Genomic DNA, 21,277 nt, shown 5'->3' with positions numbered 1-21,277 from the left:
GACCTGAAATGGAATGGTTGGCTGACCCCTCGATATGGATGGGCCTTGCAACCCTGGTCGTGCTGGAGATCGTTCTCGGCATCGACAACCTGGTGTTCATCGCGATCCTTGCCGACAAGCTGCCGCCGCACCAGCGCGACCGCGCTCGGGTGATCGGCCTGGCGCTGGCGCTGCTGATGCGGCTGGTGCTGCTGGCGGCGCTGGCCTGGATCATGAAACTGACCGAGCCGCTGGTCACCTTGTTCGGCCACAGCTTCTCCGGGCGTGACCTGATCCTGCTGGGCGGCGGCCTGTTCCTGCTGTTCAAGGGCACCATGGAGCTGCACGAACGGCTGGAAGGCCGCGAGCATCACGAGGATGGCAAGAAGGTCTATGCCAGCTTCGCGATGGTGGTGGCACAGATCGTGGTGCTCGACGCGGTGTTCTCGCTTGACTCGGTGATCACCGCGGTCGGCATGGTCGACAACCTGGGCGTGATGTACGCCGCGGTGACCATCGCGATGGCGCTGATGCTGGTGGCCAGCAAGCCGCTGACCCGCTTCGTCAACAAGCATCCCACGGTGGTGGTGCTGTGCCTGGGCTTCCTGCTGATGATCGGATTCAGCCTGGTGGCCGAAGGCCTGGGCTACAAGATCCCGAAGGGCTACCTGTACGCGGCGATCGCCTTCTCGATCCTGGTCGAGGCGTTCAACCAGTGGGTGCGCTTCAATCGCGAGCGCAACGAGCGCCGCCAGCCATTCCGCCAGCGTACCGCCGATGCCGTGCTGCGCATGCTGGGCGCGCGCCCGGCCAACGGCCACGCCGACGAAGGCGTGGACGAGCCGGTGGACGCCGAAGAACGCCTGCAGCCGGCCGAGCACGAGATGATCCGCAGCGTGCTGGGCCTGGCCGATCGGCCGGTGTCGAGCGTGATGACCGTGCGTGCCGATGTGCAGTGGATCGACCTGGCGCGGGGCCAGGAGGATGTGGTGGCCCGCCTGGTGGCGTCGCCGCACACCCGCCTGCTGGTGGGCGACGGTGACCTGGACAGCCTGCGTGGCGTGGTGCAGAGCCGCGACCTGCTGGCCGAGCTGCTGCAGGGCAAGCCACTACAGCTGGAAGGCAACCTGCGTGAGCCGCAGTACGTGCTGTCCAGTGCCAGTGCGCTGCAGGCGCTGGAGCTGATCCGCCAGCATCCGGTGCCGCTGGCGGTGGCCGTGGACGAGTACGGCAGCGTGGAAGGCCTGGTGACCGCCAACGACCTGCTGGCGGCGATTGCCGGCGACCTGGTCGATACCCAGGACGAGCGCTATGGCGTGGTCGCGCAGGGTGAGGAGCAGTGGGAGGCCGACGGTGCGCTGACCCTGGACGACCTGCAGCGGCTGGCCGGCATATCGCTGCCGCGCAGTGCCGACTACATGACCATCTCCGGCCTGGTGCTGGAGCAGCTGGGTCGGCTGCCGGACATTGGCGATGCGGTGGAGGTGGCCGGCGTGCGCATCACCGTATTGGCGATGGAGAAGCGCCGCATTGCCCGCCTGCGGGTGGAACGCCTGGGCCATCTGTAGAGTCGAGCCCCGCGCGATTGGGGTTCTGTAGAGTCGAGCCATGCTCGACTGCTTCCTGAGCAGCCGGGCACGTGCCCGGCTCTACACAACACGGCCGGCAACCGTCACCATGGCCGGCCCGTTTTCTTTCCAGGATGGTTGCAGTGCTGAGTACGATCGGTTTGTTGATGGGCCTGTATGTGGCCTGGCGCCTGTTCTGGCCGCTGCGCATGCCCGCCGCATTGAAGGTCGTGCTGTCGCTGCTGCTGGTGGCCGTTGCCGTGCAGTTGCGCATCGTCGCCACCTTCTGGGGTACGACGGCGTCGCCCGAGATCCCCAAGCTGGCCATCGCCACGCTGGCCACCGGCTCCACCGCGGTGTTGCTGCTGGCGCTGGTGATGCTGGTGCTGGACGCCGGCCTGCTGCTGTCGCGCCTGTTGCGCTGGCCACGCGCGGTAGCCGCAATGCGCACGCGCCGTCTGCGACCGGTGGCCGGCGTGCTGGCACTGCTGGTCAGTGGCTATGGTGTCAGCCAGGGCATGGCGGTGCCCAAGCCCCGGCAGATCGAGGTGAGCATCGCCGGATTGCCGGCCGCGTTCGACGGCTATCGCGTGCTGCAGCTGACCGACATCCATGCCAGTCGCCTGCTCACCGGCGACTGGGTGCGTAAGGTGGTGGATGAGAGCAACGCACTGACGCCGGACCTGATCGTGATCACCGGCGACCTGATCGACGGCAGTGTCGAGGCCCGCCGTGACGACGCGCGTCCACTCGCGGACCTGCGGGCGCCGGACGGCGTCGTCGCCATCACCGGCAACCACGAGTACTACGCGCAGTACCAGGCGTGGATGCAGGCGTTCCGCGCGCTGCACATGCAGGTGCTGGAGAACAGCCACATGCAGGTGCGGCGCGGCGATGCGGCGCTGACCATCGCCGGTGTCACCGATCCGGTGGCCGCACGCTACGGCCTGCCGCTGCCGGATCTGGATGCTGCACTGGCCGGTACCGATCCGTCCGCGCCGGTGATCCTGCTCGATCATCGCCCGCGCAATGCACGGGAGGCGGCGGCGCGTGGGGTGAAGCTGCAGCTGTCCGGGCATACCCACGGCGGGCAGATCATCGGCATGGACCAGCTGGTGAAGCGAGCCAATGGCGGTTTTGTGTCCGGGCGCTACGACGTGGATGGGATGACGCTGTACGTGGGCAACGGTGCGGGCCTCTGGGCCGGTTTCCCGGCGCGCATCGGCGTGCCGTCGGAGATCACCTTGGTAACATTGCGCCGCGCGCCGTGACCTTAGGCGGGGTCAGATCCCTTTCCCCTGGGGGAAAGGGATCTGGCACCCGACAAACCACATGGAAGGAACCATGGCCCATCCCCGCGCCCCGATGGAGCGCCTGATCCGTGCCAATGCTGACGAGATCAACCGGCTGCAGCAGGCCATCCACGAGAGTGCCAGTGCGCGCTGGCGTGGGCCGGAGGAGCGGGAACGGCACGCTGCGGCCTGTGCCGAGTTCCACCAGCACTACGAGCGGCTGGCGTTTCCGGGAGGCTATGCCAACGCGTTGAAACGGCTGGCCGAACACGATCCAGATACGCTGGATGTCGCGCTGACCTTTCTCGAAGTGCGGCCGTATTTCTTCCGATCCGGATACATGTGGAAGACGCTGCTGAAGCGCGTGCAACGGGTCCCCATGGGGATCAAACAGCGCGCGCGGCTGCAGAAGATCCTCGATGCCTACGTGGCTTATCGCGCCACGCGCGACGGCTGATAGGGACGGCATGATGAGGTCAGATCCCTTTGCCTTTGGCAAAGGGATCTGACCCGGGCCCGTCAGGCCGCCCGCAGCGGCGGCCGCGCATGCGCACTTCGGCGCAGCGCCTGCGCCCGCTTGGCAATCCAGCGCACCACGAAGGCGGTGAACAGCAGCGCCGACGGCACCGCATACCAGAAGTTGCCCGGCACGCGCTTGAAGTACGAGTAGGTGAACACCGCCGCGATGATCCACATGCCGGCGACGTGCAGGCGACGCCAGGCGGTGGGTCCCATGCGCCGGGCGAGCCCCCGGTGCGAGGTGATGGCCAGTGCCAGGATGGCGATGTAGCCCACCGTGCCCGGGAGGTTGGCCAGCGCGGATCGTGCTGGCCAGAACGCCGGGTTGAGGATGCCGAAACTGGTGATGGCGACTGCGTGCAGCAGGTGCGAGAACGCGAAGGACAGGCCGATGATGCGCCGTTCGCGCAGGAGGAAACGAGTGAACGGACCGGGCAGCAGGGTGGCGAAGGAGGATGCCGTGAATGCCGCCAGGAACAGCAGGAACGATGTGCGTGCAGTGACCCGGATCGCAGCTCGGCTGCCCTCGGCCACATCGGCATGCAGGGCGAACGCGCCCAGCGCGAACGCGATCAGGACCACGCCGATGGCTACGAACAGGCGCCAGCCGCTCAGGAAGGACGTGTTGGAAACAGTCATGGTCAGGCCTCGAAGAATGGAGAAGGGGTAGTGCCGGCCGCTGGCCGGCATTCCCCGGGATCGGTCGACGCAACCAGAACGCCGGCCGTGCAGAGTTCGCGCAGCACGGGAATGCAGGCCGCACGCAATGCGTCCGGTGCCACGTCATGTGTTTCGGACAGCGCCTGCAGTGCCTCATCCACAGGCGCGCCGTCGTCACCGAAGACCGAAAGCAGCGCGTAGGCCAGCGGTGACAGTTCCTCGACCTGCAGGCTGAATTCAGGCATGCGGCGCATCATCAGCAGCACAGGAGCTGCATCCAGCACCGGCTCCAGCACCTCGTCCACATGGACCGGCCACTGGTAGCCAAGCACCCGCACCAGCGGCGAGACCGCCAGCACATCACTGTCCACCGGAACGCGGTGCAGCGAACGCCCGGCGGCGCGCGCTTCAATGTGCAGCGACTGCTGCGTGCTCTCGTAGTGCGCCAGTTCCGCTGCCCAGGCCGGCAGTGCCAGCGCGTCCTGCATCGCCAGCCAGGCCGCGAATTCGCCAGCGATCTGTGGGAACAACGGGGTGCGGCAGGTATGGCTGGCGTAGTAGTGCTCCACGGTGTCGCGCCAGCGCGGCGTGCCCAACTGGTGTTGCAGGCGTGGCAGGGTGCCAGCCAGCAAGGTGTCCAGGCTGTCGATGCACAGGCGGCGGTACACCGCCAGTCGGCGCGCCTCGACGCCATCGGGCGCGGCCATTGATGGGTCGCGCACATGGTCGGCCCAACGCCGTTGCAGGGTGGCCAGCGACTCAGCCATGGGCCACCTCGGGCCAATGTGCCTCGGCCTGTGCCTGGCGGGTCTGCGCGACCTCGGCCAGCAACTCGGCCAGTGGCGGGAAGTTGAAGTCGCGTTCGAGCAGGGTGGGACGCACGCCCACCCGCGCATAGGCCTCGCGCAACAGTGCCCAGACCACGCCTTTCACCGGCGCACCGTGGGTGTCGATCTTGAAGCCATCGTCTTCATCGAAGTGGCCCGCCACATGCAGCGAGGCGACCCGCTGGGCCGGCACGCGGGCCAGGAATTCGAACGCGTCGTAGCCGTTGTTGCAGGCGTTGACGAAGACGTTGTTGACATCCAGCAGCAGGTCGCAGTCCGCCTCGGCGAGCACGGCATTGATGAAATCGATCTCGCTCATTTCGGCACCGGCAACGGCGTAGTAGGAAATGTTCTCCACGGCGATGCGTCGGCCCAGCATGTCCTGCACCTGGGCGATGCGGCCGGCGACGTGATGCACGGCCTCGGCGGTGAACGGCAGCGGCAGCAGGTCGTAGACGTGGCCACCGGCAGCGCAGTAGCTCAGGTGTTCGCTGTACAGCTGCACCTGGTGCAGGTCGAGGAAGGCGCGCGTCTGGGCCAGCAGGGTGCGGTCCAGTGGATCAGGACCGCCCAGCGACAGGGACAGGCCATGGCAGGTCAGGGGGTGGCGTTCGCTCAACCTGCGCAGCGCTGCACCGTGTGCACCGCCGACGCCGATCCAGTTGTCGGGCGAAACTTCGAGGAAGTCGATGGCACCGGCCGGCATGGCCAGCAGTTCGTCGATCAGGCCACGGCGCAGGCCAAGACCGGCGGCATTGGAAGGCAGGGGCAGGGTCATGACGGATGCTCCAGGGAGAGGGCGCCGCCTCGGAGGCGGCGCCGCTTGAACGTCGATCAATCGGCGACGCGGGAGAACAGGCCCTTCGGCATCGGCTTGCCGTTGGCGGTGTAGACGCTGCGCAGGTAGTCGTGTGCTTCCTGCTCGCTGATGTAGCCGTCGTGGTCGGTGTCGATGCGGTCGAACTCGGCGGCACGCTTGGCGGCCACGGCGTTGAACTCGGCACGCGAGACCCGGCCATCGTGGTCGCGGTCGGTGCGGGCAAACGAGGCGTCGCCGCACTTGCCTTCGCCACACTGGCCCTCGGCCACCTTGGCCTTGCCGGCGGGCTTGCCGGTGGCGGTCTTGTTGGCCCCGCACTTGCCTTCACCGCACTTGCCTTCGGCGGCAGCGCTCATGGCCACGGCACTGATCGCCAGTGGCTGGATCGCTGCGGCCTGGCCGGCCAGCAGCAGGCCACCGGCCAGGGCGATGCCGATGGCACCGATGCGCGGCAGGCGGGAGGAAGGGGTGTTCTTGGTCGAGACGGACATGGTGGTGACTCCTTGGGAAAGCACGCGGGGCGTGCGGGATGGACGCCGCTTGAAAGCGACGGAAACGAAGGGTAGAAGCGCGGTGAAGGGGCGAAGCGGATCAGGCGTTGCGGCGACGGCGCAGTACGTAACCCACCAGCAGCACACCGCCGAGCAGGGCGCCGCCGAAGCCGATGCCGGGCAGCAGCGAGGCAACCGGCAGCAGCAGGGCGATCAGGCTGACGCCCCAACCCAAGCCGTCATTGCCAACGGGGGCGTGCTGCGAGCCGGCCAGCAGACGGTCGACGCTGAGTGCGCCACCGCCGTTGAGGATCAGTGGCAGCAGCATGGCCAGGAACAGCAGCGGCAGCTTGAAGTTGCCGTAGCCCTGGTCGGTGATCGCATAGCCCTGCCAGAGTTCGCCCAGGCCGTTCCATTGGTCGGGCCAGTGCACGGCGGCGATGGCGACCAAGGTCAACACCCAGAAGACGTAGGCCACCGAGCGCGTGGCCAGGCCGAGCAGCAGCATCACCGCACCCACCAGTTCCAGCCAGGTGGCAAGCTGCCAGTTCAACGACGCGGGCAGGGTGGAGAACGGGAACGGGAAGCGGCCTTCCAGGTCGGCGAACCAGTTCTGGCCGCCCAGCTTCTCGCGGCCGGATTCAAAGAACTCCCAGGCCAGCAGGGTGCGCAGCGCCAATGGCGAGAGCCAGCGGCCGACGGCGTCCAGGCGGGGGGTATACACGGAAGAGGCGGTGCTGATCATGGTGGTGTCCTGCGGGCCAGTGGTCGATGGAGGCCATTTCAGGCGGCGCAGGTATCGGCAACGTGTGCCGTTGCCCGGGGTTTTGTCAGCGACTGTGGCCGCGGCGAGGTTTCGTACAGTCAGATACAAAGACGATGCGTTGACGCACATCGGGGCGTTGCGCGCCCGCGTGCGGGCAGCAATATCCACCCGGTAGCGCCCGGCCGGGCCCGGCGGCCGAATGTATCCCACTGTAGAAACCCGCCTGCGCCCTACAGTCCGGTACAACTCCGTGCCGCGGAGAAACAGCGCCGATACACCGGCAGGCGGAAATGGCCACTCCCAACACCGGAGTGCCACCCATGATCCGTACCTCGTTGCTTGCTGCCGCTCTCGCCCTTGCCGGCGCCGCCGCCCCCGCCTTCGCTGCCCAGGCTGATACCGCTGCACCGCCCACCGTCATCCTAGTGCACGGCGCGTTCGCCGATGGCTCCAGCTGGAGCAAGGTCATCAGCACGCTGCATGACTGGAAGCTGCCTGCGGTGGCCGTGCAGAATCCGCTCACCTCGCTGGCCGACGATGTTGCCGCCACCCGTCGTGCGATTGCCGCTGCACCCGGCAAGGTGGTGCTGGTCGGCCACAGCTGGGGCGGTACGGTCATCACCGAGGCGGGCAATGACCCGAAGGTGCAGGCGCTGGTGTACGTGGCGGCCTTCGCACCGGATGCAGGGCAGTCTTCGGCGCAACAAGGCGAAGGTTTCCCGGTCGGTCCGGGCCTGGCCCGCCTGCAGGAGAGGGATGGCTACCTGACTTTGCCGGCCGATGCGATCGCCCAGGACTTCGCGCAGGACGTGATGAAGAAGTCGGCTGCGCTGCTGTACAGCACCCAGGTCCCGCTGAAGGCCAGCGCGCTGGGCGAGGTGGTGAACGTTGCGGCGTGGCGCAGCAAGCCGAGCTGGTACGTGCTCAGCCGTGACGATCGCATGCTGTCGCCGCAGCTGCAGGCCGCCACCGCAAAGCGCATTGGCGCGCAGCTGCAATCGATCGGCAGCAGCCATGTGTCGCTGCTTTCGCATCCTGCGCAGGTGGCCGACAGCATCCTGGAAGCGGCAGGCGTGAAGCCCGCCGAACTGCCGCTGGCCGAGCAGGGGGGCTGAGCGATGGCCGCACTGCGAGGGTATGCACTGCTCCTGCTGCTGGGCCTGCTGGGTGGAGCTGCGCTGTTGCTGGCATGGCCCGGCGCGGATGCTGGCGCGCAGCCGCTCGACGCAGCACCGGTGGCGGGGTTCGACGGTGGCGGGCCATGGCACAACAGCCCACCGCTCACACTGAAGCAGTTGCGGGGGCAGGTGGTGCTGGTCGAGTTCTGGACCTACACCTGCAGCAACTGCCTCAACGTGGCGCCGTATGTCCACCAGTGGCATGCACGGTACGCGCCGCAGGGCCTGAAGGTGATCGGCGTGCATACGCCGGAGTTCGCCTATGAAGGGCTGCCCGGCAACGTGCGCAGGGCCATCGCACGGTTGGATATCACCTGGCCGGTGGTGCAGGACAACCAGTACCGGATCTGGAACGCCTGGGGCAACCGTTTCTGGCCCGCGCTGTACCTGCTCGACCGGCAGGGGCGGGTGGTCTACCGCCATTACGGCGAGGGCGACTACGCACGTACCGAAAGCGAGATCCAGCGCCTGCTGGCCACCCCCTGAGCCGCGCTACCATGGCCGCGCCGCGCGGCGCTGTCCCCCTGCCTTCATCGAGAACGCAATGAACCCTGTACCGCACATCCTTGTCGTCGACGATGACAGTGAGATCCGCCAGATGCTGGCCGACTACCTGCAACGCAACGGCCTGCGCGTGAGCCAGGCCGACGGTGGCCGGGCCATGCGCGCACTGATGGATACCCACGCGGTGGACCTGGTGGTGCTGGACGTGATGATGCCCGGCGAAGACGGCCTGAGCCTGTGCCGCAACCTGCGTGCCGGCAAGCATCGTGCGGTGCCGGTGGTGCTGCTGACCGCACGCGACGACGAGACCGACCGCATCATCGGCCTGGAAATGGGCGCCGACGACTACGTGACCAAGCCCTTTTCCTCGCGCGAACTGCTGGCACGCATCAACGCGGTGATCCGTCGCACCCGGATGCTGCCGCCGAACCTGCAGGTGAGCGAAGCCGGTCGCCAACTGGCCTTCGGTGCCTGGCGGCTGGATACCACCGCACGCCATCTGCTGGATGCACAGGACACCGCGTATCCGCTCAGTGGTGCCGAGTTCCGCCTGTTGCGCGTGTTCCTCGATCACGCCAATCGGGTGCTCAGCCGTGACCAGCTGCTCAGCCTCACCCAGGGCCGCGATGCCGAACTGTTCGACCGCTCGATCGATCTGCTGGTCAGCCGCGTGCGCCAACGGCTGGGTGACGACGCACGCGAGCCGACCTACATCAAGACCGTGCGCAGCGAAGGCTATGTGTTCAGCGTGCCGGTGCAGTTGCTGGGGCCGGACGAATGAACACCGGCGCACGCCGTCCACGCTGGCCGCGCACGCTGTCGGCGCGCCTGCTGCTGGTGCTGCTGGGTGGATTGGCGCTGGCCCACGCACTGTCTTTCGGTCTGCTGTTCTTCGAACGCTACCAGTCCACCCGCAGCATGATGCTGCGCAACCTCGATGAAGACGTGGCCGTGAGTGTCGCGTTGCTGGAGCACCTGCCCGCGGACCAGCGCGATGCCTGGGTGCCGCGGCTGGAGCGGCGCACCTACCGTTACCTGCTGCGCCCGGCTGCGGCCGGGCCGGGGCTGCAGACCGATCGTGCACGCGAGGTCACCGCGATCATCGACGACAGCCTGCAGCATCGCTATCCGTTGCAGGCGCGCCAGGTGGCTCGCCTGCCGGAGCGGTTCGAGGTGGAACTGCGCCTGCATGACGGCACACCGTTGACCATTGAAGTCACTCCGTCGGGCCTGCCGCTGGCGCGCTGGCTGCCCGCCGTGCTGCTGGTGCAGCTGGCGCTGTTGCTGGTGTGCGCATGGCTGGCGGTGCGCCTGGCCATGCGCCCGCTGCAGCAGCTGTCGCATGCGGTGGAACAGCTGCAGCCGGGCAAGGACGGGCCGGCACTGCCTGAAGATGGTCCTGCGGAAGTAGGCGGTGCGGCGGCCGCACTCAACGCGCTGCAGGCACGCATTCGTGGCCATGTCAGTGAGCGCCTGCAGATCCTGGCCGCGATCTCGCACGACCTGCAGACCCCCATCACGCGCATGAAGCTCCGGGTGGAGACCCTGCCTGAAGACAGCACCCAGCAGCGGCTGCTGGCCGACCTCGACCACCTGGGTCAACTGGTGCGTGAGGGCGTGGCCTATGCGCGCAGCAGCCACGTCGCCAGTGGCGCGCCGGTGTCGATGGACCTGGGCGCGTTCCTGGCCAGTGTGGTCGGCGATTACGAGGACATGGGCAAGCCGGTCAGTGGTGGTGCGCCCGCTGGACTGGTCGTGCAGACCTGGCCGCAGCCGCTGCGCCGGGTGGTCGGCAATCTGGTCGACAACGCGTTGCGCTACGCCGGTGCCGCCGAGATCGAGGCGGGCCGCGATGAGGCCGGAAGGGTGTGGATCGGAATTTCCGACCGTGGCCCCGGCATTCCCGAGGGCCAGCTGCAGGCAGTGCTGGCGCCGTTCCACCGGCTGGAAAGCTCGCGCAACCGCGATACCGGCGGTACCGGCCTGGGCCTGGCCATCGCGGTACAGCTGGCGCAGTCGCTGGGCGGCTCACTGCGGCTGCACAACCGCGAGGGCGGCGGTTTGCGGGCGGAGCTGCAGCTGCCGGGGTAATTGGCGGGGTCGGATCCCTTTGCGGGAGCAAAGGGCTCTGACCCCGATGTGGGATTTGCGACGTTCCTGCATGGCACCGGGATCGGCGATCATCTCCAGCGAGTGTTGAAACCAGGGAGCACCACGCAATGCAGGGACGCCGTTCTTCAATCTGGCACGCACGCCGTGTCGCGCTGCTTATCAGCGCAGGGTTGCTGGTGGCCTGCCAGCGCTCGCCGGAGGTATCGGCCGAACACGCGCCTGCAGACCCACCGGCGGTGATGCCGACCGCCACCACCGATCTCTCCCCGCTGCTGGATGCCCTGCCGACCTGCGCGCTGGATGGCTGGTACATCGATCAGCAAACCGACCGCCCGGCGCACTCCTGGTTGGCTGCGAACGCACCAAAGCCGTGCAAGGAGGACGAGGAGAACGAGATCGCCACGTTCTGCGTGCAGGGGCAGTGGAAGGGGCTGCCGGTGGAAGAGGTGATCCTGCCGACGATGACGTTCGTCTCGTTCCGTGGGGCCAGGATCGGCCTGCCGTTGGAGAAGGCGCGTTCAATCGCCCGCCAGCACCTGGGGCAGGACTTCCCGGGGGGCGCGGCTTACGAAGCGGGGCGCGAGCCGAAGCTGCTGGCCGACCCGGAGGATGCGCAGCGTTCGTGGCTGCTGTGCAGCACCCCGGAACTGGGCCACGACGTGGACAGCGAGGGAAGCATCAGCTATTCCGGCATGAACCTGCCCTACGACCACGACGGTTGCAGCTACCGCTACAGCCCGGTCGACTTCTGCGATGCGCAGCACCGCGCCGCCATCGAAGATGCCCTCCAGCACCAGAAACCCAATTTCAACCAGCACTATCTGCTGGTGCAGGTTGATGATCGACCCGAGTACTTCCAGCGTACGCTGGTGCTGGTCGATACCCGCACGGGCAGGGCGACGCCACTGCCGTTCGATGCCTTCACCGGGCCGGCAGGGAAAGGCGGAGATGCTACCGGCTACGGGACACTGGAAACGGGCGTGGACCAGCAGCAGTTCTGCCTCGATGGCGCGTTGCTGGTCTACCGCGTGTTCGAGGAAGGGCGCTTCTGTTTCGGCTTTGACGGTGAGCGTTTCACCGGCCATGAAACCCAGTACATGCAGGCAGCGGATAGCTGATGACCGGCATTTCACCCCGTCCATGCCACGCTGCGCGGAACCTGTACATCCGGGATCGAGGCTGTTGAAGGCGAATACGCAATGACCGCGGCGCGGCAGCGCTCGATGTGGGTGGCGGGCCTGTCCACGGTGGTGGAGTGGTACGACTTCACCCTGTACCTGTACTTCGCCACGGTCTTGTCGCGCGTGTTCTTCGGCGGCGGCGAGCAGGCGCTGCTGGTCACCCTGTCCGGCTTCGCGGTGTCCTACCTGATGCGCCCGCTGGGCGCGCTGTGCTTCGGCCACCTGGGTGACCGCCTGGGCCGGCGCTGGATGCTGCTGGCATCGATGGCCTTGATGGCAGCGGCGATGCTGGCCACCGCACTGCTGCCGACAGCGGCCACCGCAGGTACCACGGCGGGCGTGCTGCTGCTGGTACTGCGCTGCGTGATGGCGTTTTCGGTGGGCGGTGAGTACACCGGCGTGGTGGCGTACCTGCTGGAAAGCGCACCGGCGCGGCGACGTGGCCTGGTGACCTCGCTGGCCTCGGCCGCCAGCGAAGTAGGCGCACTGCTGGCGGTGGCGATCTCGGCGCTTACGGTTGCGCTGCTGCCCACCGCACAGCTGGACAGCTGGGGCTGGCGTATTCCGTTCTTCGTCGGTGCGGCATTGGCACTGGTGATCCTGGTCGCGCGCTCGGGCATGCACGAGTCGCCGGAGTTCGAGCGACAGCGCCGCGAGGGCAGCATTCCGGCGACACCGCTTCGCCATGTACTGCGCAACCATCCGCTGGCGGTGGCACGCACCTTCGCGATCTCGGCGCTGGGCTCGATCACTTATTACGTCGGCATCACCTATGTACCGGCATTCCTGCATGCGCAGGGTCATGACGAGGGTGACGCACTGTGGCTGTCGACGATTGCGGCGGTGGCGGTCATCGCGATCACGCCGCTGTGTGGTGCCTTGTCCGACCGCGTCGGGCGGCGGCCGATGCTGCTGGGCCTGACGGTGCTGGCAGCGCTGTTGCCGTTGTCGCTGTTCGCGTGGATGGCGCAGGCGGCGCCGTTGGGCATCGCGCTGGCCGCGGTACTGCTGGCCTGCGTGGCCGGTGGGGTAAGTGCCGTTGCTGCGCCGGCCACGGCCGAACAATTCCCGGGCGAGGGCCGGGTCAGCGGGCTGGCACTGGGGGTGACCATGGCCACCGCCTTCTTCGGCGGCGCAACGCCATGGCTGGCGCAATGGTGGGTGGAGCGCAGCGGCTGGGCAGCGGCGCCGGGCGCGATGATCGCGCTGGTGGCGGTGCTGGTGCTGCCGGTGCTGTGGACCCTGCCCGAGACGGTCCCGGGCAGGGCCAAGCGCTAGACGGTCAGACTTTCAGGGTCTGCTCGATGTCGGCCAGTACCGCGGCCGCATCCACGCCGATGGCAATCGACTGCACCACGTGGCCGTCCCACACGCTGGGGCCGAATGCCAGGCCTTCCGGCTTGGGAATGGTCATGCCGCGGGCGACGCCGTCGGTGGCCACGCGCACGCTGGCGCGCTCGAACTGGAACAGTTCCGGGCGGGTCAGCGCGATGCACGCGCAGCAGTCATGCACGACCATGCCCTTGTGGCCGGCCTGCAGGTAGAAGTCGACGTAGTCCTGCGACAGCGCACGCACCAGCTCGGCATCGGCACCGCCGATCGCAGCCAGCGTGTCCAGGCCGTCACGGTCCATTTCCACACGCGTGGTCACGTCCAGGCCGATCGCGGTGACCGGCCAGGTAGCGGTGAACACCACGTCGGCGGCTTCGGCATCGCCCCAGATATTGGCCTCGGCGGCCGGGGTGATGTTGCCGTTGACGTGGAAGGCGCCGCCCATGATCACCACGCCGCGCACCAGGCCGGCGATGTCCGGGGCCTGCTGCAGGGCCAGGGCCAGGTTGGTCATGCGGCCGACCGCGACCAGGGTCACTTCGCCCGGATGGGCGCGGACCAGGTCGATGATCAGCTGATGGGCCGGGCGCGCATCGGCAGCCACGTCCAGGCTGGCCGGCACCGGGTGGTTGCCCAGCCCATTGTGGCCGTGGATGTGCACCGGCCAGGCCTCCGGGGTGGCTTCCGGCTGCAGCGGGCCTTCGGCGCCACGCGCGACCGGGGCGGCAAAGCCCCAAGCCTGCTTCAGGTACAGCGCGTTGTGTGTGGTCGACTCCACCGAAGCATTGCCGAAGGTGGTGGTGACGCCGACCAGGTCGATCTGGGCGTGCTTGTGCAGGTACAGCAGGGCCAGGGCGTCGTCGACGCCCGGGTCGGTATCGAAAATGACTTTCAGCATGTTGTTGTTCTTCTTCTTCCGTGTGGTGCGGGGGGCGCCGGCGGCCACGGGGCAGGCCGGCGCGCCCTACATTGTCCCATCTTCATGACAGGCAGGGCCATTGCCGGGGTGGCAGGCCATAATGCCCCCGTCCAGGCACGGAGCCTCCCTATGCTGATCCTCGCGGTACTGCTGGTCCTGCTGGTGCTGGGCCTGAACGTGGTGGCCACCGTGGTGATCGCGCAGCGCGACGGCCTGTCGACGGGCGGCCGGACGGTGCAGCTGCTGCTGGTCTGGCTGCTGCCGCTGGTCGGCGCGATCCTGTGCATGGCGGTGGCCACGGCCGATGGCTCCGGCAGCCGGGGGGAGGGCGGCGCAAGCTACGACAGCTCAGGTGGCTATTCCGGTGACAACCAAAGCCATCACAGCCACAGCAGCGCCGACTGCAGCAGTGATGGTGGTGGGGGTGACGGCGGCAGCTGCGGCGATTGATGAGACGCTTCTGGATGCCGGCCAGCGGCCGGCACTACCCAGCCGAGGTCGCGCCCTGGTAGTGCCGGCCGCTGGCCGGCAACCTCGACAGCTCAGCCGCCGCCTTCGGTCGGCAACGGCGCCGGCACGTTCAGAAGCCCGCCCGCCGCCACATAGGCGGCCAGCGCCTGGCCCTGGCTCAGCAGATGGCGTTCCATGGTGCGTTCGGCAGCCTGCGCGTCGCGGCGGCGGAAGCATTCCATCAGCTCGCGGTGTTCGGCCAGCGACTGCGCGGTGCGGCCGGGGGTCAGCAGCTGGCGGCCACGGTGCATCTTCAGGATGCGGTGCAGGTCGTGGGTGATGCGGATCAGCCACGGGTTGCCCGCGTAGTGCTGCACGGTTTCGTGGATCAGGTAGTTGTTGCGGTAGTACTCGGCGATGTTGCCCTCGGCCGCCGCCGCTTCCATTGCTGCATGCAGGTCTTCCAGCTGCTGCACGCCGGCATCGTCGATGTGCTTCACCGCCTCATGCGCGCAACGGCCTTCCAGCATCGCCATCACCGGGAACAGCTGGTTGAGGTCTTCCAGCGTCAACCGGGTGACGCGGCTGCCACGACCGGCATCGATCTGCACCAGGCCTTCGGCGGCCAGCAGCTTCAGCGCCTCGCGCAGCGGCGTGCGGCTGATGCCCAGTTCTTCGCACAGCGCGGGCTCGTCGATCCACTCTCCCGGCGGCAGTCGGTAATCGTAGATGCGCTCGCGCACGTGCTCGGCCACCTCTTCATACAGAGGCGCGCGCTTCTTCGGTGACCGCGGGGCAGGGGCAATGGCCATGCGCAGAGTGTAACGCCAGGTCGCGCCGGCCAGCGGCCGGCACGTCCCGATGGCGGTTACATCCAGCCTGGCACCACGAACACCAGCCAGGCCAGCAGCGGTCCGAGCGCAACCACCAGGCCGCTGTAGACCAGGAAGCGGCGGAAGAGGGTCTCGCGCTCTTCCTTCGCTGCCGAGGCCACCACCAGTGCGCCATTGGTCGAGAACGGGCTGACATCGACGATGGTGGATGACACCGCCAGCGCGCAGATCACGCCGGCGGCGCTGAGGTGGCCCTGCATCAGGAACGGCACCGCCAGTGGAATCGTCGCGCCCAGCACCGCTGCCGATGATGCAAATGCGGAAACGATGCCGCCGACGTAGCAGACCAGCAGCGCTCCGAGCAGCGGGATGCCGATGTCGGAGACACCGTTGCCGATGAAGTCCACCGCGCCGGCATGTTCCAGCACGCCGATATACGTCACCACGCCGCAGATCAGCAGCACGGTGGACCAGCTGATGCCATCGACCGCACCCTTCTGGCTCTGCGGGGACAACAATGCCAGTGCCACCGCCACGGTGATCGACACCAGGCCGACGTTGAGGTTGTAGATCAGTGCGGCCACGCCCAGGCCCAGCAGGCCGATCAGGGTGAACAACCGCTCGCGGGTCAGGCTCACCGCATCCAGTGCCGCCGGATCATTGCTGAGCGTGCCGCCGCCTGCTGCGACCAGCGCGCCATGGCCTTCGATCGCGAATTGCCGCGACGACGCCTGCGGGCCACCGGCCATCGCCAGCTCGGCATTGCCGAGCGTTCCTGCTGCGGTGATCGAGCCACGGCGCAGCAGCGCGATGCCACCGAAGGCGAAGAAGCAGATCGTCGCCATCATGAAGTTGAAGCCCAGGCTGGTCAGGAACACCGCCATCTCGGTGACTTCCAGCCCGGCCTTCTGCACCACTCCGTTGGTGATGCTGCCGTACACGCTGATCGGCGAGAAGCCGCCCGCTTGGGCACCATGGATGACCAGCAGGCCCATCATCAGCGGATTGATGTTGTACTGCTTGGCAAAGCGCAGCGCGACCGGGCCGATGATCGCGACCGCTGCCGGGCCCAGCGCACCGAACGCGGTGAGGACCGCGGTGATCACGAACATCACCCACGGAATGGCCACGATATGGCCGCGCACCGCTTTCACCGCCCAGTGCACCAGCAGGTCGATGGTGCCGTTCTTCTGCGCGATGGCGAACAGATAGGTGATGCCGACCAGGGTCAGGAACAGATCGCCGGGAAAGCCGGCCAGGACCTCCTTGCCCCCCATGTCGACCCACAGCCCGCCGATGATGAAGGCCAGCGCGAAGGCGACGGCTCCCATGTTGATCGGCATCGCGGTGGCGACGATGAACATGATCACCAGACCGATGATCGTTGCGATTTGTGGACTCATGCGCCCTCCCAGACACGTGACTCACGTACAGCGCGGATGGAGACCCGCCATCCCGGGGTAAGGCGACGTACGGCGTGTTGCGTGATACGTACTGCTCGAACCCGCTATTGCAGCCGCTCCAGCGCACTGCGGACCCAGCCCGCGGCGCCTTCAAGGCTCTGGAACTCTTCCACCGCGCGCACCTCGCAGCACGGATAGGCCGGCGCGACGATGCGCGCCAAGGCGTTGCCCGGGCCCAGCTGCAGGAACACCCGCGCGCCACGCTCGAAGGCCTGGCGCATCACCTGCGCCCATTCGATGGTCTGTGCCAGCTGCGCCGACAGCGTGTGCACGACGGCGGCGCGATCCCGCACAGGGCGCGCATCGATGCCGGCCAGCAGGGGCAGGCGCGGCGCCTGCACCTGCGCAGCGTCCAGTGCGGCGGCAAACGGTGCCACTGCGCTGGCCAGCAGCGGCGTGTGCGCGGGCACATGGACCGGCAACGGGCGGATTTCCGCGCCGCACGCCTGCGCGCCTGCCGCCAACGCGTGCAGCGACCGCCATGCACCGCCTACGATGAAGTGGTCGTGGCCATTGGCGATCGCGATGAAGGCGCCATGCGTATCGCACAAGCGCTGCGTGGCAATGCGGTCCAGTCCCAGGATTGCCTGGAGCCCGGCATCATCGGGGCTGGCGGAATCCATCAGGCGCGCGCGCTGCGCGGACAGGGCCAGGCAGGTGGCGGTATCGAAGCTGCCGGCGATGGCATGTGCGGCGAGCTCACCGATGCTGTAGCCCGCGATCACCGCCGGCGTTGGCAGCACCTCGCGCAGGCCCTGCCAGTGCGCCAGGCTGGCTGCGCACAGCAGGGGTTGCGCCTGCACATTGTCGAAGCGGTCGCCGGCTGCCGCGGCGGCGAATACATCGCGGCCCAGCAGTTCGCCCGTGGCATCGAGCACCGGCCGCGCGGCAGCAAGGCCGCGCACGCGATCGAACATCGCCGCATGTTGCGCGCCCTGTCCGGGGCAGAGCAGGGCAAGGCTCATGTGCCCTCCTGCTGCAACAGGAAGAGGCTGCAGGCAAGCAGGTCGGCGCTGCCACCGGGGCTCAGGTGACGCGCAACGAAGGCGTCGGCAATGTGCTGCAGGCGCGGCTGCCAATCGCGTGCGAAGGCACCACCCTCGGCCAGGAAGCGGTGGGCCAACTGCTGCGCCCAGCCCAGGCCTTCCGCACCACCGCGATGCAGCAGGTTGAGGTCGTCGGTGTGTGCGACCAGCTGCATCAGCGTGTGGCACATCGCGGCTTCGCGTGGCAGGCCACTGGCCAGCGCGTGGCGCAGGCTGGGCAGCGCCACCTCGCGCAACAGCGGGTAACCGGCGGCGGCCTGTTCGCGCACGCCTGGCACCTTGTGCAGGGCGCGCGCGCGCTGGCCGGGGCTGCCTGCATCCAGCGGTGCCCGTGCGAAATCCGCAGCCCAACGACGTACCTCCAGGCAGACCTGCTCACCGGTGGCGGCATGGCCCAGGCGGGAGCGGCAGGCCGCGGCGGCCGCCACCAGCAGGCCGAGGCTGAAGACCGCGCCACGATGGGTGTTGATGCCGGCGGTCGCGCGCAGCATCGCCGCTTCGGCGGCAATGCCACACCGGCGCAGCGCATCGAAGTCCGCCCCGGCTGCACCGAGGTGGGCCACGGCGGTGAAATAGTGGCGCAGCGCGAACAGGCTGCGCAGGAACGTGCCCGCATCCATGTCGTGATGGCTGCCGCGGTCGAACGGCGTGACCAGTCCCGGCTTCGGTGCCAAGGCCAGCTCCGCATGCAGGCTGGCGACGGCGATGCGCCCCAGGCGCGCGTAGTCCACGGCCGCTGCCGGCCGGACAATCGGTTGCGCGACGGCGTTCATGCGCTCACCCCGGCGGGGGCGAACACGGACTCGCGCAGTTCCAGCGCGGCGCCTTCCGGGCGCTTGACCAGTATCTCGCGGCTGCGTCCCGCGTACTCCCGCCAGTTCACGGCGGCGCCGTCGGCCAGGCACAGTTCGCCATCGACCCGGCGACCGTATCCGGTTTCCCATGTCTGCAGCTCTGCAGCAAGGGCATCGGCCTGCGCGGTGGTGTCGATCCGCCACAGCAGATCGATGTCCGAGCGCGCGTGCACATAATGCAGTCCAGTGAGGTACTGCCAGGCAAACGCTCCGAATACGCGTGCCGCTGCGATGTCCTGCAGCGCCTGCAGGGGGCGCTGCCAGTCTTGCACAAGGTCGCCTTCCAGCACCGTCTGAAGTGCCGGTGGCGGCGCGGTGCGCAGCACATCGTGTGCCGGCACGCGCAGGGCCAGGCGCAGTTTGCCCTCGGCGGGCGGCAGCGGTACGCCGAGGCGCAGGCGGGGGTCGGCATCGTCGACGGCACGCCGGGCGACGATGGCCGGCAGACCCTGCGCAAACCAGTCGGCCAGGCGCGGCTCATGCGCGGCGATGTCCGCCTGCCAGCCGGCGTGCGCTGACAACCAGACCAGCGTATGGCGGGGCAGCCGCTCAGGCATCGCCCTGGCTCACGGCTGCAGCCACGCGTGCGGCCAACATGCGACCGCCACGTTCGGCGCCGCGCACGGCACGGCAGTCGCCATCGGCGGGCGTACGCAGCGCCTGCAGCAGGCATGCGGCCAGGTCGCCGTTCCAGATCGAATCCACCGCGCCCATCGCCACGTAGTTCTCCACGCCCGGTGCGAACACCGGCGAGCTCTGGCTCAGCGCCTGCAGTTTCTCCAATGGCTGCTTGGTCACCCGGGCCATCGCGCGCAGGTCCATCACCCGCACCTGGGCATCGGGCAGGGCGTGGATGTGGTCGGCCATCAAGCCGAACGAGAGGAAGCCACCACTGACCGACTCACCGTAGACCAGCGTCACCAGCCGTGCGCCCCGTCGGCGTGCCAGATCCAGCGTCTGCGCCAGGTGCGCGAAGTAGCCGTTGATGCCGAGCAGTTCGTCACGGCGTGCCAGGCGCTGGCCGGCGGTGTCGACCAGCATCACGATCGGTTGCTGTGGATGCGCGGCGGTACTGGCCAGCACGGTGTCGGCCAGTGCCAGCGCGTGGTCCACGCCCACCTCGAGCTTGTCGGCGGTACCGATCACGGTCACCTCGCCGTCGTCGGTGGTGGCGGTACCGGTCAGTACCGAGTCCTCCACGGCAACGGCGTGGCCACGCGGGAACAGGGCATCGAGCAGGGCGTGCAGCGGAAGGCTCATGGCAGGCTCCGATCGGCGGTGGCGGCGAGGAAATCGTCGGTGTCCAGCAGCGGCAGGCGCTCGGGTTCGGTGATGCCCTGCAGCGACCAGATCTCAAGACCATCGCGGCACCCGCCCCAGGCCTGCACGCGCGCCTTCAGTGCGGCATGGCGAGCCTGCAGGGCATTCAATGCAGCCTCGGCATCGGTGCTGGCGGTGTCCGGTTGCAGCGCGTCGAATGCCGCCTGCGCAAAGGCCTCGATGGCATCGGGCACGAGCACCTGCGCCTGGTCGATCAGATAGCGGTGCTTGCCGCCGGTCACCCGCCAGACCAGCGCGCGGTCGCGGGAATCGAACTCTTCCACGCCGCGAACGGTTTCGATCACCTCCGGCCCGGACAGCGACAGCCGGCCCTCCTCGGACATGATCACCGTGCTGCAGCAGCGGGCCACGATGCCCATGCCACCGAATGCGCCGTTGCCGCTGCCGATCAGCGCCACCACGGGGACGCCCGCAGCGCGCGCATCCAGGGTGGCGCGCATGATCTCGGAAATGGCGATCAGCCCCGCATTGGCCTCGTGCAGGCGTACGCCGCCGGTATCGAGCAGCAGCAACACCCCGTCGGGCCGGGTCGCCGCTGCACGGCGCAGCAGGCCGGTCAGCTTGGCACCGTGCACTTCGCCCACGCCGCCGCCCATGAATTCACCCTGCTGCGCGGCCAGCAGCACGCGCTTGCCGCGCAGCGTGGCTTCGCCGACGACGATGCCGTCGTCGAACGCCGCGGGCTGATCGAGCTGCGCCAGGTGCGGACTCATCATCCGTTGCGCCGGGCCGAGGAACTCGCGGAACGAACCGGCGTCGGCCAGGCCGGCGATACGCTCGCGCGCGTCGGCTTCGTAGTAGCTGTGGCGCTGCTTCGGATTCATGGCGTGCCTCCGGCGAGCAGCGTTTCCACCGCCTGGTCCAGGCGCAGGCTGACCACCGCCGGCGTGGCGCCGGCATCGTTGATCGAGATGCGTACATCGCGCAGCGGATGGCGCTGTGCGAAATCACCGATCACCGCTTCCCAGACGCGGCCAAAGCCTTGCGCGGCGGTGATGATGCGCACCGTCATCGCGCCGTCCAGTGCGGCCGGTTCCAGCAGGATTTCCAGGTTGCCCGAGGCCAGTACGCCGACCAGTACCGCATCGCGCGGGAACTGCACCGGGGTGCGTCCTTCGAATCGATAGTCGAGGGTTTCCATG

General features: G+C 68.1%; 24 protein-coding genes. 10 read left to right on the top strand and 14 right to left on the bottom strand.

The genetic code is table 11. The features are described from left to right. The first annotated feature begins 8 nt into the window (after positions 1-8). The 3 genes from ACXI0D_RS06550 to ACXI0D_RS06540 all read left to right on the top strand — a co-directional run bounded on the left by ACXI0D_RS06550 (position 9) and on the right by ACXI0D_RS06540 (position 3,296). The gene (locus ACXI0D_RS06550; RefSeq protein WP_101765091.1) at positions 9-1,547 is read left to right on the top strand and encodes a TerC family protein; all 1,539 of its coding nucleotides are present in this window, start codon (positions 9-11) and stop codon (positions 1,545-1,547) included. 134 nt (positions 1,548-1,681) lie between these two features. Next, positions 1,682-2,818, top strand: coding sequence for a metallophosphoesterase (locus ACXI0D_RS06545; RefSeq protein ID WP_197622025.1), 1,137 nt, complete (start codon positions 1,682-1,684; stop codon positions 2,816-2,818). A gap of 73 nt (positions 2,819-2,891) precedes the next feature. Continuing rightward, the gene (locus ACXI0D_RS06540) at positions 2,892-3,296 is read left to right on the top strand and encodes a hypothetical protein (RefSeq protein ID WP_479642430.1); all 405 of its coding nucleotides are present in this window, start codon (positions 2,892-2,894) and stop codon (positions 3,294-3,296) included. A 62-nt stretch (positions 3,297-3,358) separates the two neighbouring features. On the opposite strand, the gene ACXI0D_RS06535 is transcribed toward ACXI0D_RS06540, so the two are convergent. The 5 genes from ACXI0D_RS06535 to ACXI0D_RS06515 all read right to left on the bottom strand — a co-directional run bounded on the left by ACXI0D_RS06535 (position 3,359) and on the right by ACXI0D_RS06515 (position 6,901). Next, positions 3,359-3,997, bottom strand: a complete 639-nt coding sequence (locus ACXI0D_RS06535; RefSeq protein ID WP_479642429.1) for a ferric reductase-like transmembrane domain-containing protein — start codon at positions 3,995-3,997, stop codon at positions 3,359-3,361. A gap of 2 nt (positions 3,998-3,999) precedes the next feature. After that, the gene (locus tag ACXI0D_RS06530; protein ID WP_049443797.1) at positions 4,000-4,785 is read right to left on the bottom strand and encodes an HvfC family RiPP maturation protein; all 786 of its coding nucleotides are present in this window, start codon (positions 4,783-4,785) and stop codon (positions 4,000-4,002) included. Then, on the bottom strand, positions 4,778-5,623 hold the full coding sequence (locus ACXI0D_RS06525) for an HvfB family MNIO-type RiPP peptide maturase (protein ID WP_479642428.1): 846 nt from the start codon (positions 5,621-5,623) through the stop codon (positions 4,778-4,780). The genes ACXI0D_RS06530 and ACXI0D_RS06525 overlap by 8 nt, the downstream gene beginning before the upstream one ends. Before the next feature lie 56 nt (positions 5,624-5,679). After that, a complete protein-coding gene (locus tag ACXI0D_RS06520) occupies positions 5,680-6,156 on the bottom strand; it encodes an HvfA family oxazolone/thioamide-modified RiPP metallophore (RefSeq protein ID WP_049443792.1) in 477 nt (158 codons plus the stop codon). Between the two features lie 100 nt (positions 6,157-6,256). Continuing rightward, positions 6,257-6,901 carry an HvfX family Cu-binding RiPP maturation protein gene (locus ACXI0D_RS06515; RefSeq protein WP_101765096.1) on the bottom strand — a complete coding sequence of 215 codons (645 nt, stop codon included), beginning with the start codon at positions 6,899-6,901 and terminating at the stop codon, positions 6,257-6,259. Between the two features lie 341 nt (positions 6,902-7,242). Here ACXI0D_RS06515 and ACXI0D_RS06510 point away from each other — a divergent pair, with 341 nt between their 5' ends. The 6 genes from ACXI0D_RS06510 to ACXI0D_RS06485 all read left to right on the top strand — a co-directional run bounded on the left by ACXI0D_RS06510 (position 7,243) and on the right by ACXI0D_RS06485 (position 13,175). Beyond that, positions 7,243-8,037, top strand: a complete 795-nt coding sequence (locus ACXI0D_RS06510; RefSeq protein ID WP_479642427.1) for an alpha/beta fold hydrolase — start codon at positions 7,243-7,245, stop codon at positions 8,035-8,037. Positions 8,038-8,040: 3 nt separating this feature from the next. Beyond that, a complete protein-coding gene (locus tag ACXI0D_RS06505) occupies positions 8,041-8,586 on the top strand; it encodes a redoxin family protein (RefSeq protein ID WP_049443787.1) in 546 nt (181 codons plus the stop codon). Positions 8,587-8,644: 58 nt separating this feature from the next. Then, positions 8,645-9,385 carry a response regulator gene (locus ACXI0D_RS06500; protein ID WP_049443785.1) on the top strand — a complete coding sequence of 247 codons (741 nt, stop codon included), beginning with the start codon at positions 8,645-8,647 and terminating at the stop codon, positions 9,383-9,385. Further along, the gene (locus ACXI0D_RS06495; RefSeq protein ID WP_479642426.1) at positions 9,382-10,695 is read left to right on the top strand and encodes a sensor histidine kinase; all 1,314 of its coding nucleotides are present in this window, start codon (positions 9,382-9,384) and stop codon (positions 10,693-10,695) included. The genes ACXI0D_RS06500 and ACXI0D_RS06495 overlap by 4 nt, the downstream gene beginning before the upstream one ends. A gap of 128 nt (positions 10,696-10,823) precedes the next feature. Further along, positions 10,824-11,834, top strand: coding sequence for a hypothetical protein (locus ACXI0D_RS06490; RefSeq protein ID WP_049443781.1), 1,011 nt, complete (start codon positions 10,824-10,826; stop codon positions 11,832-11,834). Positions 11,835-11,915: 81 nt separating this feature from the next. Continuing rightward, on the top strand, positions 11,916-13,175 hold the full coding sequence (locus ACXI0D_RS06485; protein ID WP_049443779.1) for an MFS transporter: 1,260 nt from the start codon (positions 11,916-11,918) through the stop codon (positions 13,173-13,175). Positions 13,176-13,179: 4 nt separating this feature from the next. On the opposite strand, the gene ACXI0D_RS06480 is transcribed toward ACXI0D_RS06485, so the two are convergent. Continuing rightward, on the bottom strand, positions 13,180-14,127 hold the full coding sequence (locus ACXI0D_RS06480; RefSeq protein ID WP_101766384.1) for a nucleoside hydrolase: 948 nt from the start codon (positions 14,125-14,127) through the stop codon (positions 13,180-13,182). A 150-nt stretch (positions 14,128-14,277) separates the two neighbouring features. On the opposite strand from ACXI0D_RS06480, the gene ACXI0D_RS06475 reads away from it, so the two are divergent. After that, a complete protein-coding gene (locus ACXI0D_RS06475; protein WP_049443777.1) occupies positions 14,278-14,598 on the top strand; it encodes a hypothetical protein in 321 nt (106 codons plus the stop codon). 92 nt (positions 14,599-14,690) lie between these two features. Here ACXI0D_RS06475 and ACXI0D_RS06470 read toward each other — a convergent pair whose 3' ends face one another. From ACXI0D_RS06470 to mdcC, 8 genes are all read right to left on the bottom strand, one after another. Next, a complete protein-coding gene (locus tag ACXI0D_RS06470; protein WP_012510388.1) occupies positions 14,691-15,410 on the bottom strand; it encodes a GntR family transcriptional regulator in 720 nt (239 codons plus the stop codon). A 56-nt stretch (positions 15,411-15,466) separates the two neighbouring features. Further along, positions 15,467-16,834: an SLC13 family permease gene (locus ACXI0D_RS06465; RefSeq protein ID WP_005408510.1), complete on the bottom strand. Its 1,368-nt coding sequence runs from the start codon at positions 16,832-16,834 to the stop codon at positions 15,467-15,469. Positions 16,835-16,938: 104 nt separating this feature from the next. Further along, positions 16,939-17,859: a malonate decarboxylase subunit epsilon gene (mdcH, locus tag ACXI0D_RS06460; RefSeq protein WP_101765099.1), complete on the bottom strand. Its 921-nt coding sequence runs from the start codon at positions 17,857-17,859 to the stop codon at positions 16,939-16,941. Then, entirely contained in the window at positions 17,856-18,713 is an 858-nt protein-coding gene (gene mdcB / locus ACXI0D_RS06455; RefSeq protein ID WP_101765100.1) for a triphosphoribosyl-dephospho-CoA synthase MdcB, read from the bottom strand. The genes mdcH and mdcB overlap by 4 nt, the downstream gene beginning before the upstream one ends. Next, positions 18,710-19,351 (bottom strand): malonate decarboxylase holo-[acyl-carrier-protein] synthase, encoded by a 642-nt coding sequence (gene mdcG, locus ACXI0D_RS06450; protein ID WP_101765101.1) that lies wholly within the window; start codon positions 19,349-19,351, stop codon positions 18,710-18,712. The genes mdcB and mdcG overlap by 4 nt, the downstream gene beginning before the upstream one ends. Continuing rightward, complete coding sequence (gene mdcE, locus ACXI0D_RS06445) at positions 19,344-20,054, bottom strand: biotin-independent malonate decarboxylase subunit gamma (protein ID WP_101765102.1); 711 nt, start codon at positions 20,052-20,054, stop codon at positions 19,344-19,346. Before mdcE ends, mdcG begins: the two co-directional genes overlap by 8 nt. Continuing rightward, positions 20,051-20,959, bottom strand: a complete 909-nt coding sequence (locus tag ACXI0D_RS06440) for a biotin-independent malonate decarboxylase subunit beta (protein WP_049443766.1) — start codon at positions 20,957-20,959, stop codon at positions 20,051-20,053. Before ACXI0D_RS06440 ends, mdcE begins: the two co-directional genes overlap by 4 nt. Continuing rightward, complete coding sequence (gene mdcC / locus ACXI0D_RS06435; protein ID WP_049443764.1) at positions 20,956-21,276, bottom strand: malonate decarboxylase acyl carrier protein; 321 nt, start codon at positions 21,274-21,276, stop codon at positions 20,956-20,958. Before mdcC ends, ACXI0D_RS06440 begins: the two co-directional genes overlap by 4 nt. Position 21,277: the final 1 nt, after the last annotated feature.

This window comes from Stenotrophomonas sp. C9D9 (assembly GCF_056491205.1).
This window is presented reverse-complemented; position numbering and strand designations above follow the sequence as displayed.

Excerpts from the sequence above, each read along its gene's own strand:
- ACXI0D_RS06550 (WP_101765091.1), top strand. The coding sequence starts at position 9 with ATGGAATGGTTGGCTGACCCCTCGATATGGATGGGCCTTGCAACCCTG.
- ACXI0D_RS06545 (WP_197622025.1), top strand. The coding sequence starts at position 1,682 with ATGGTTGCAGTGCTGAGTACGATCGGTTTGTTGATGGGCCTGTATGTG.
- ACXI0D_RS06540 (WP_479642430.1), top strand. The coding sequence starts at position 2,892 with ATGGCCCATCCCCGCGCCCCGATGGAGCGCCTGATCCGTGCCAATGCT.
- ACXI0D_RS06535 (WP_479642429.1), bottom strand. The coding sequence starts at position 3,997 with ATGACTGTTTCCAACACGTCCTTCCTGAGCGGCTGGCGCCTGTTCGTA.
- ACXI0D_RS06530 (WP_049443797.1), bottom strand. The coding sequence starts at position 4,785 with ATGGCTGAGTCGCTGGCCACCCTGCAACGGCGTTGGGCCGACCATGTG.
- ACXI0D_RS06525 (WP_479642428.1), bottom strand. The coding sequence starts at position 5,623 with ATGACCCTGCCCCTGCCTTCCAATGCCGCCGGTCTTGGCCTGCGCCGT.
- ACXI0D_RS06520 (WP_049443792.1), bottom strand. The coding sequence starts at position 6,156 with ATGTCCGTCTCGACCAAGAACACCCCTTCCTCCCGCCTGCCGCGCATC.
- ACXI0D_RS06515 (WP_101765096.1), bottom strand. The coding sequence starts at position 6,901 with ATGATCAGCACCGCCTCTTCCGTGTATACCCCCCGCCTGGACGCCGTC.
- ACXI0D_RS06510 (WP_479642427.1), top strand. The coding sequence starts at position 7,243 with ATGATCCGTACCTCGTTGCTTGCTGCCGCTCTCGCCCTTGCCGGCGCC.
- ACXI0D_RS06505 (WP_049443787.1), top strand. The coding sequence starts at position 8,041 with ATGGCCGCACTGCGAGGGTATGCACTGCTCCTGCTGCTGGGCCTGCTG.
- ACXI0D_RS06500 (WP_049443785.1), top strand. The coding sequence starts at position 8,645 with ATGAACCCTGTACCGCACATCCTTGTCGTCGACGATGACAGTGAGATC.
- ACXI0D_RS06495 (WP_479642426.1), top strand. The coding sequence starts at position 9,382 with ATGAACACCGGCGCACGCCGTCCACGCTGGCCGCGCACGCTGTCGGCG.
- ACXI0D_RS06490 (WP_049443781.1), top strand. The coding sequence starts at position 10,824 with ATGCAGGGACGCCGTTCTTCAATCTGGCACGCACGCCGTGTCGCGCTG.
- ACXI0D_RS06485 (WP_049443779.1), top strand. The coding sequence starts at position 11,916 with ATGACCGCGGCGCGGCAGCGCTCGATGTGGGTGGCGGGCCTGTCCACG.
- ACXI0D_RS06480 (WP_101766384.1), bottom strand. The coding sequence starts at position 14,127 with ATGCTGAAAGTCATTTTCGATACCGACCCGGGCGTCGACGACGCCCTG.
- ACXI0D_RS06475 (WP_049443777.1), top strand. The coding sequence starts at position 14,278 with ATGCTGATCCTCGCGGTACTGCTGGTCCTGCTGGTGCTGGGCCTGAAC.
- ACXI0D_RS06470 (WP_012510388.1), bottom strand. The coding sequence starts at position 15,410 with ATGGCCATTGCCCCTGCCCCGCGGTCACCGAAGAAGCGCGCGCCTCTG.
- ACXI0D_RS06465 (WP_005408510.1), bottom strand. The coding sequence starts at position 16,834 with ATGAGTCCACAAATCGCAACGATCATCGGTCTGGTGATCATGTTCATC.
- mdcH (WP_101765099.1), bottom strand. The coding sequence starts at position 17,859 with ATGAGCCTTGCCCTGCTCTGCCCCGGACAGGGCGCGCAACATGCGGCG.
- mdcB (WP_101765100.1), bottom strand. The coding sequence starts at position 18,713 with ATGAACGCCGTCGCGCAACCGATTGTCCGGCCGGCAGCGGCCGTGGAC.
- mdcG (WP_101765101.1), bottom strand. The coding sequence starts at position 19,351 with ATGCCTGAGCGGCTGCCCCGCCATACGCTGGTCTGGTTGTCAGCGCAC.
- mdcE (WP_101765102.1), bottom strand. The coding sequence starts at position 20,054 with ATGAGCCTTCCGCTGCACGCCCTGCTCGATGCCCTGTTCCCGCGTGGC.
- ACXI0D_RS06440 (WP_049443766.1), bottom strand. The coding sequence starts at position 20,959 with ATGAATCCGAAGCAGCGCCACAGCTACTACGAAGCCGACGCGCGCGAG.
- mdcC (WP_049443764.1), bottom strand. The coding sequence starts at position 21,276 with ATGGAAACCCTCGACTATCGATTCGAAGGACGCACCCCGGTGCAGTTC.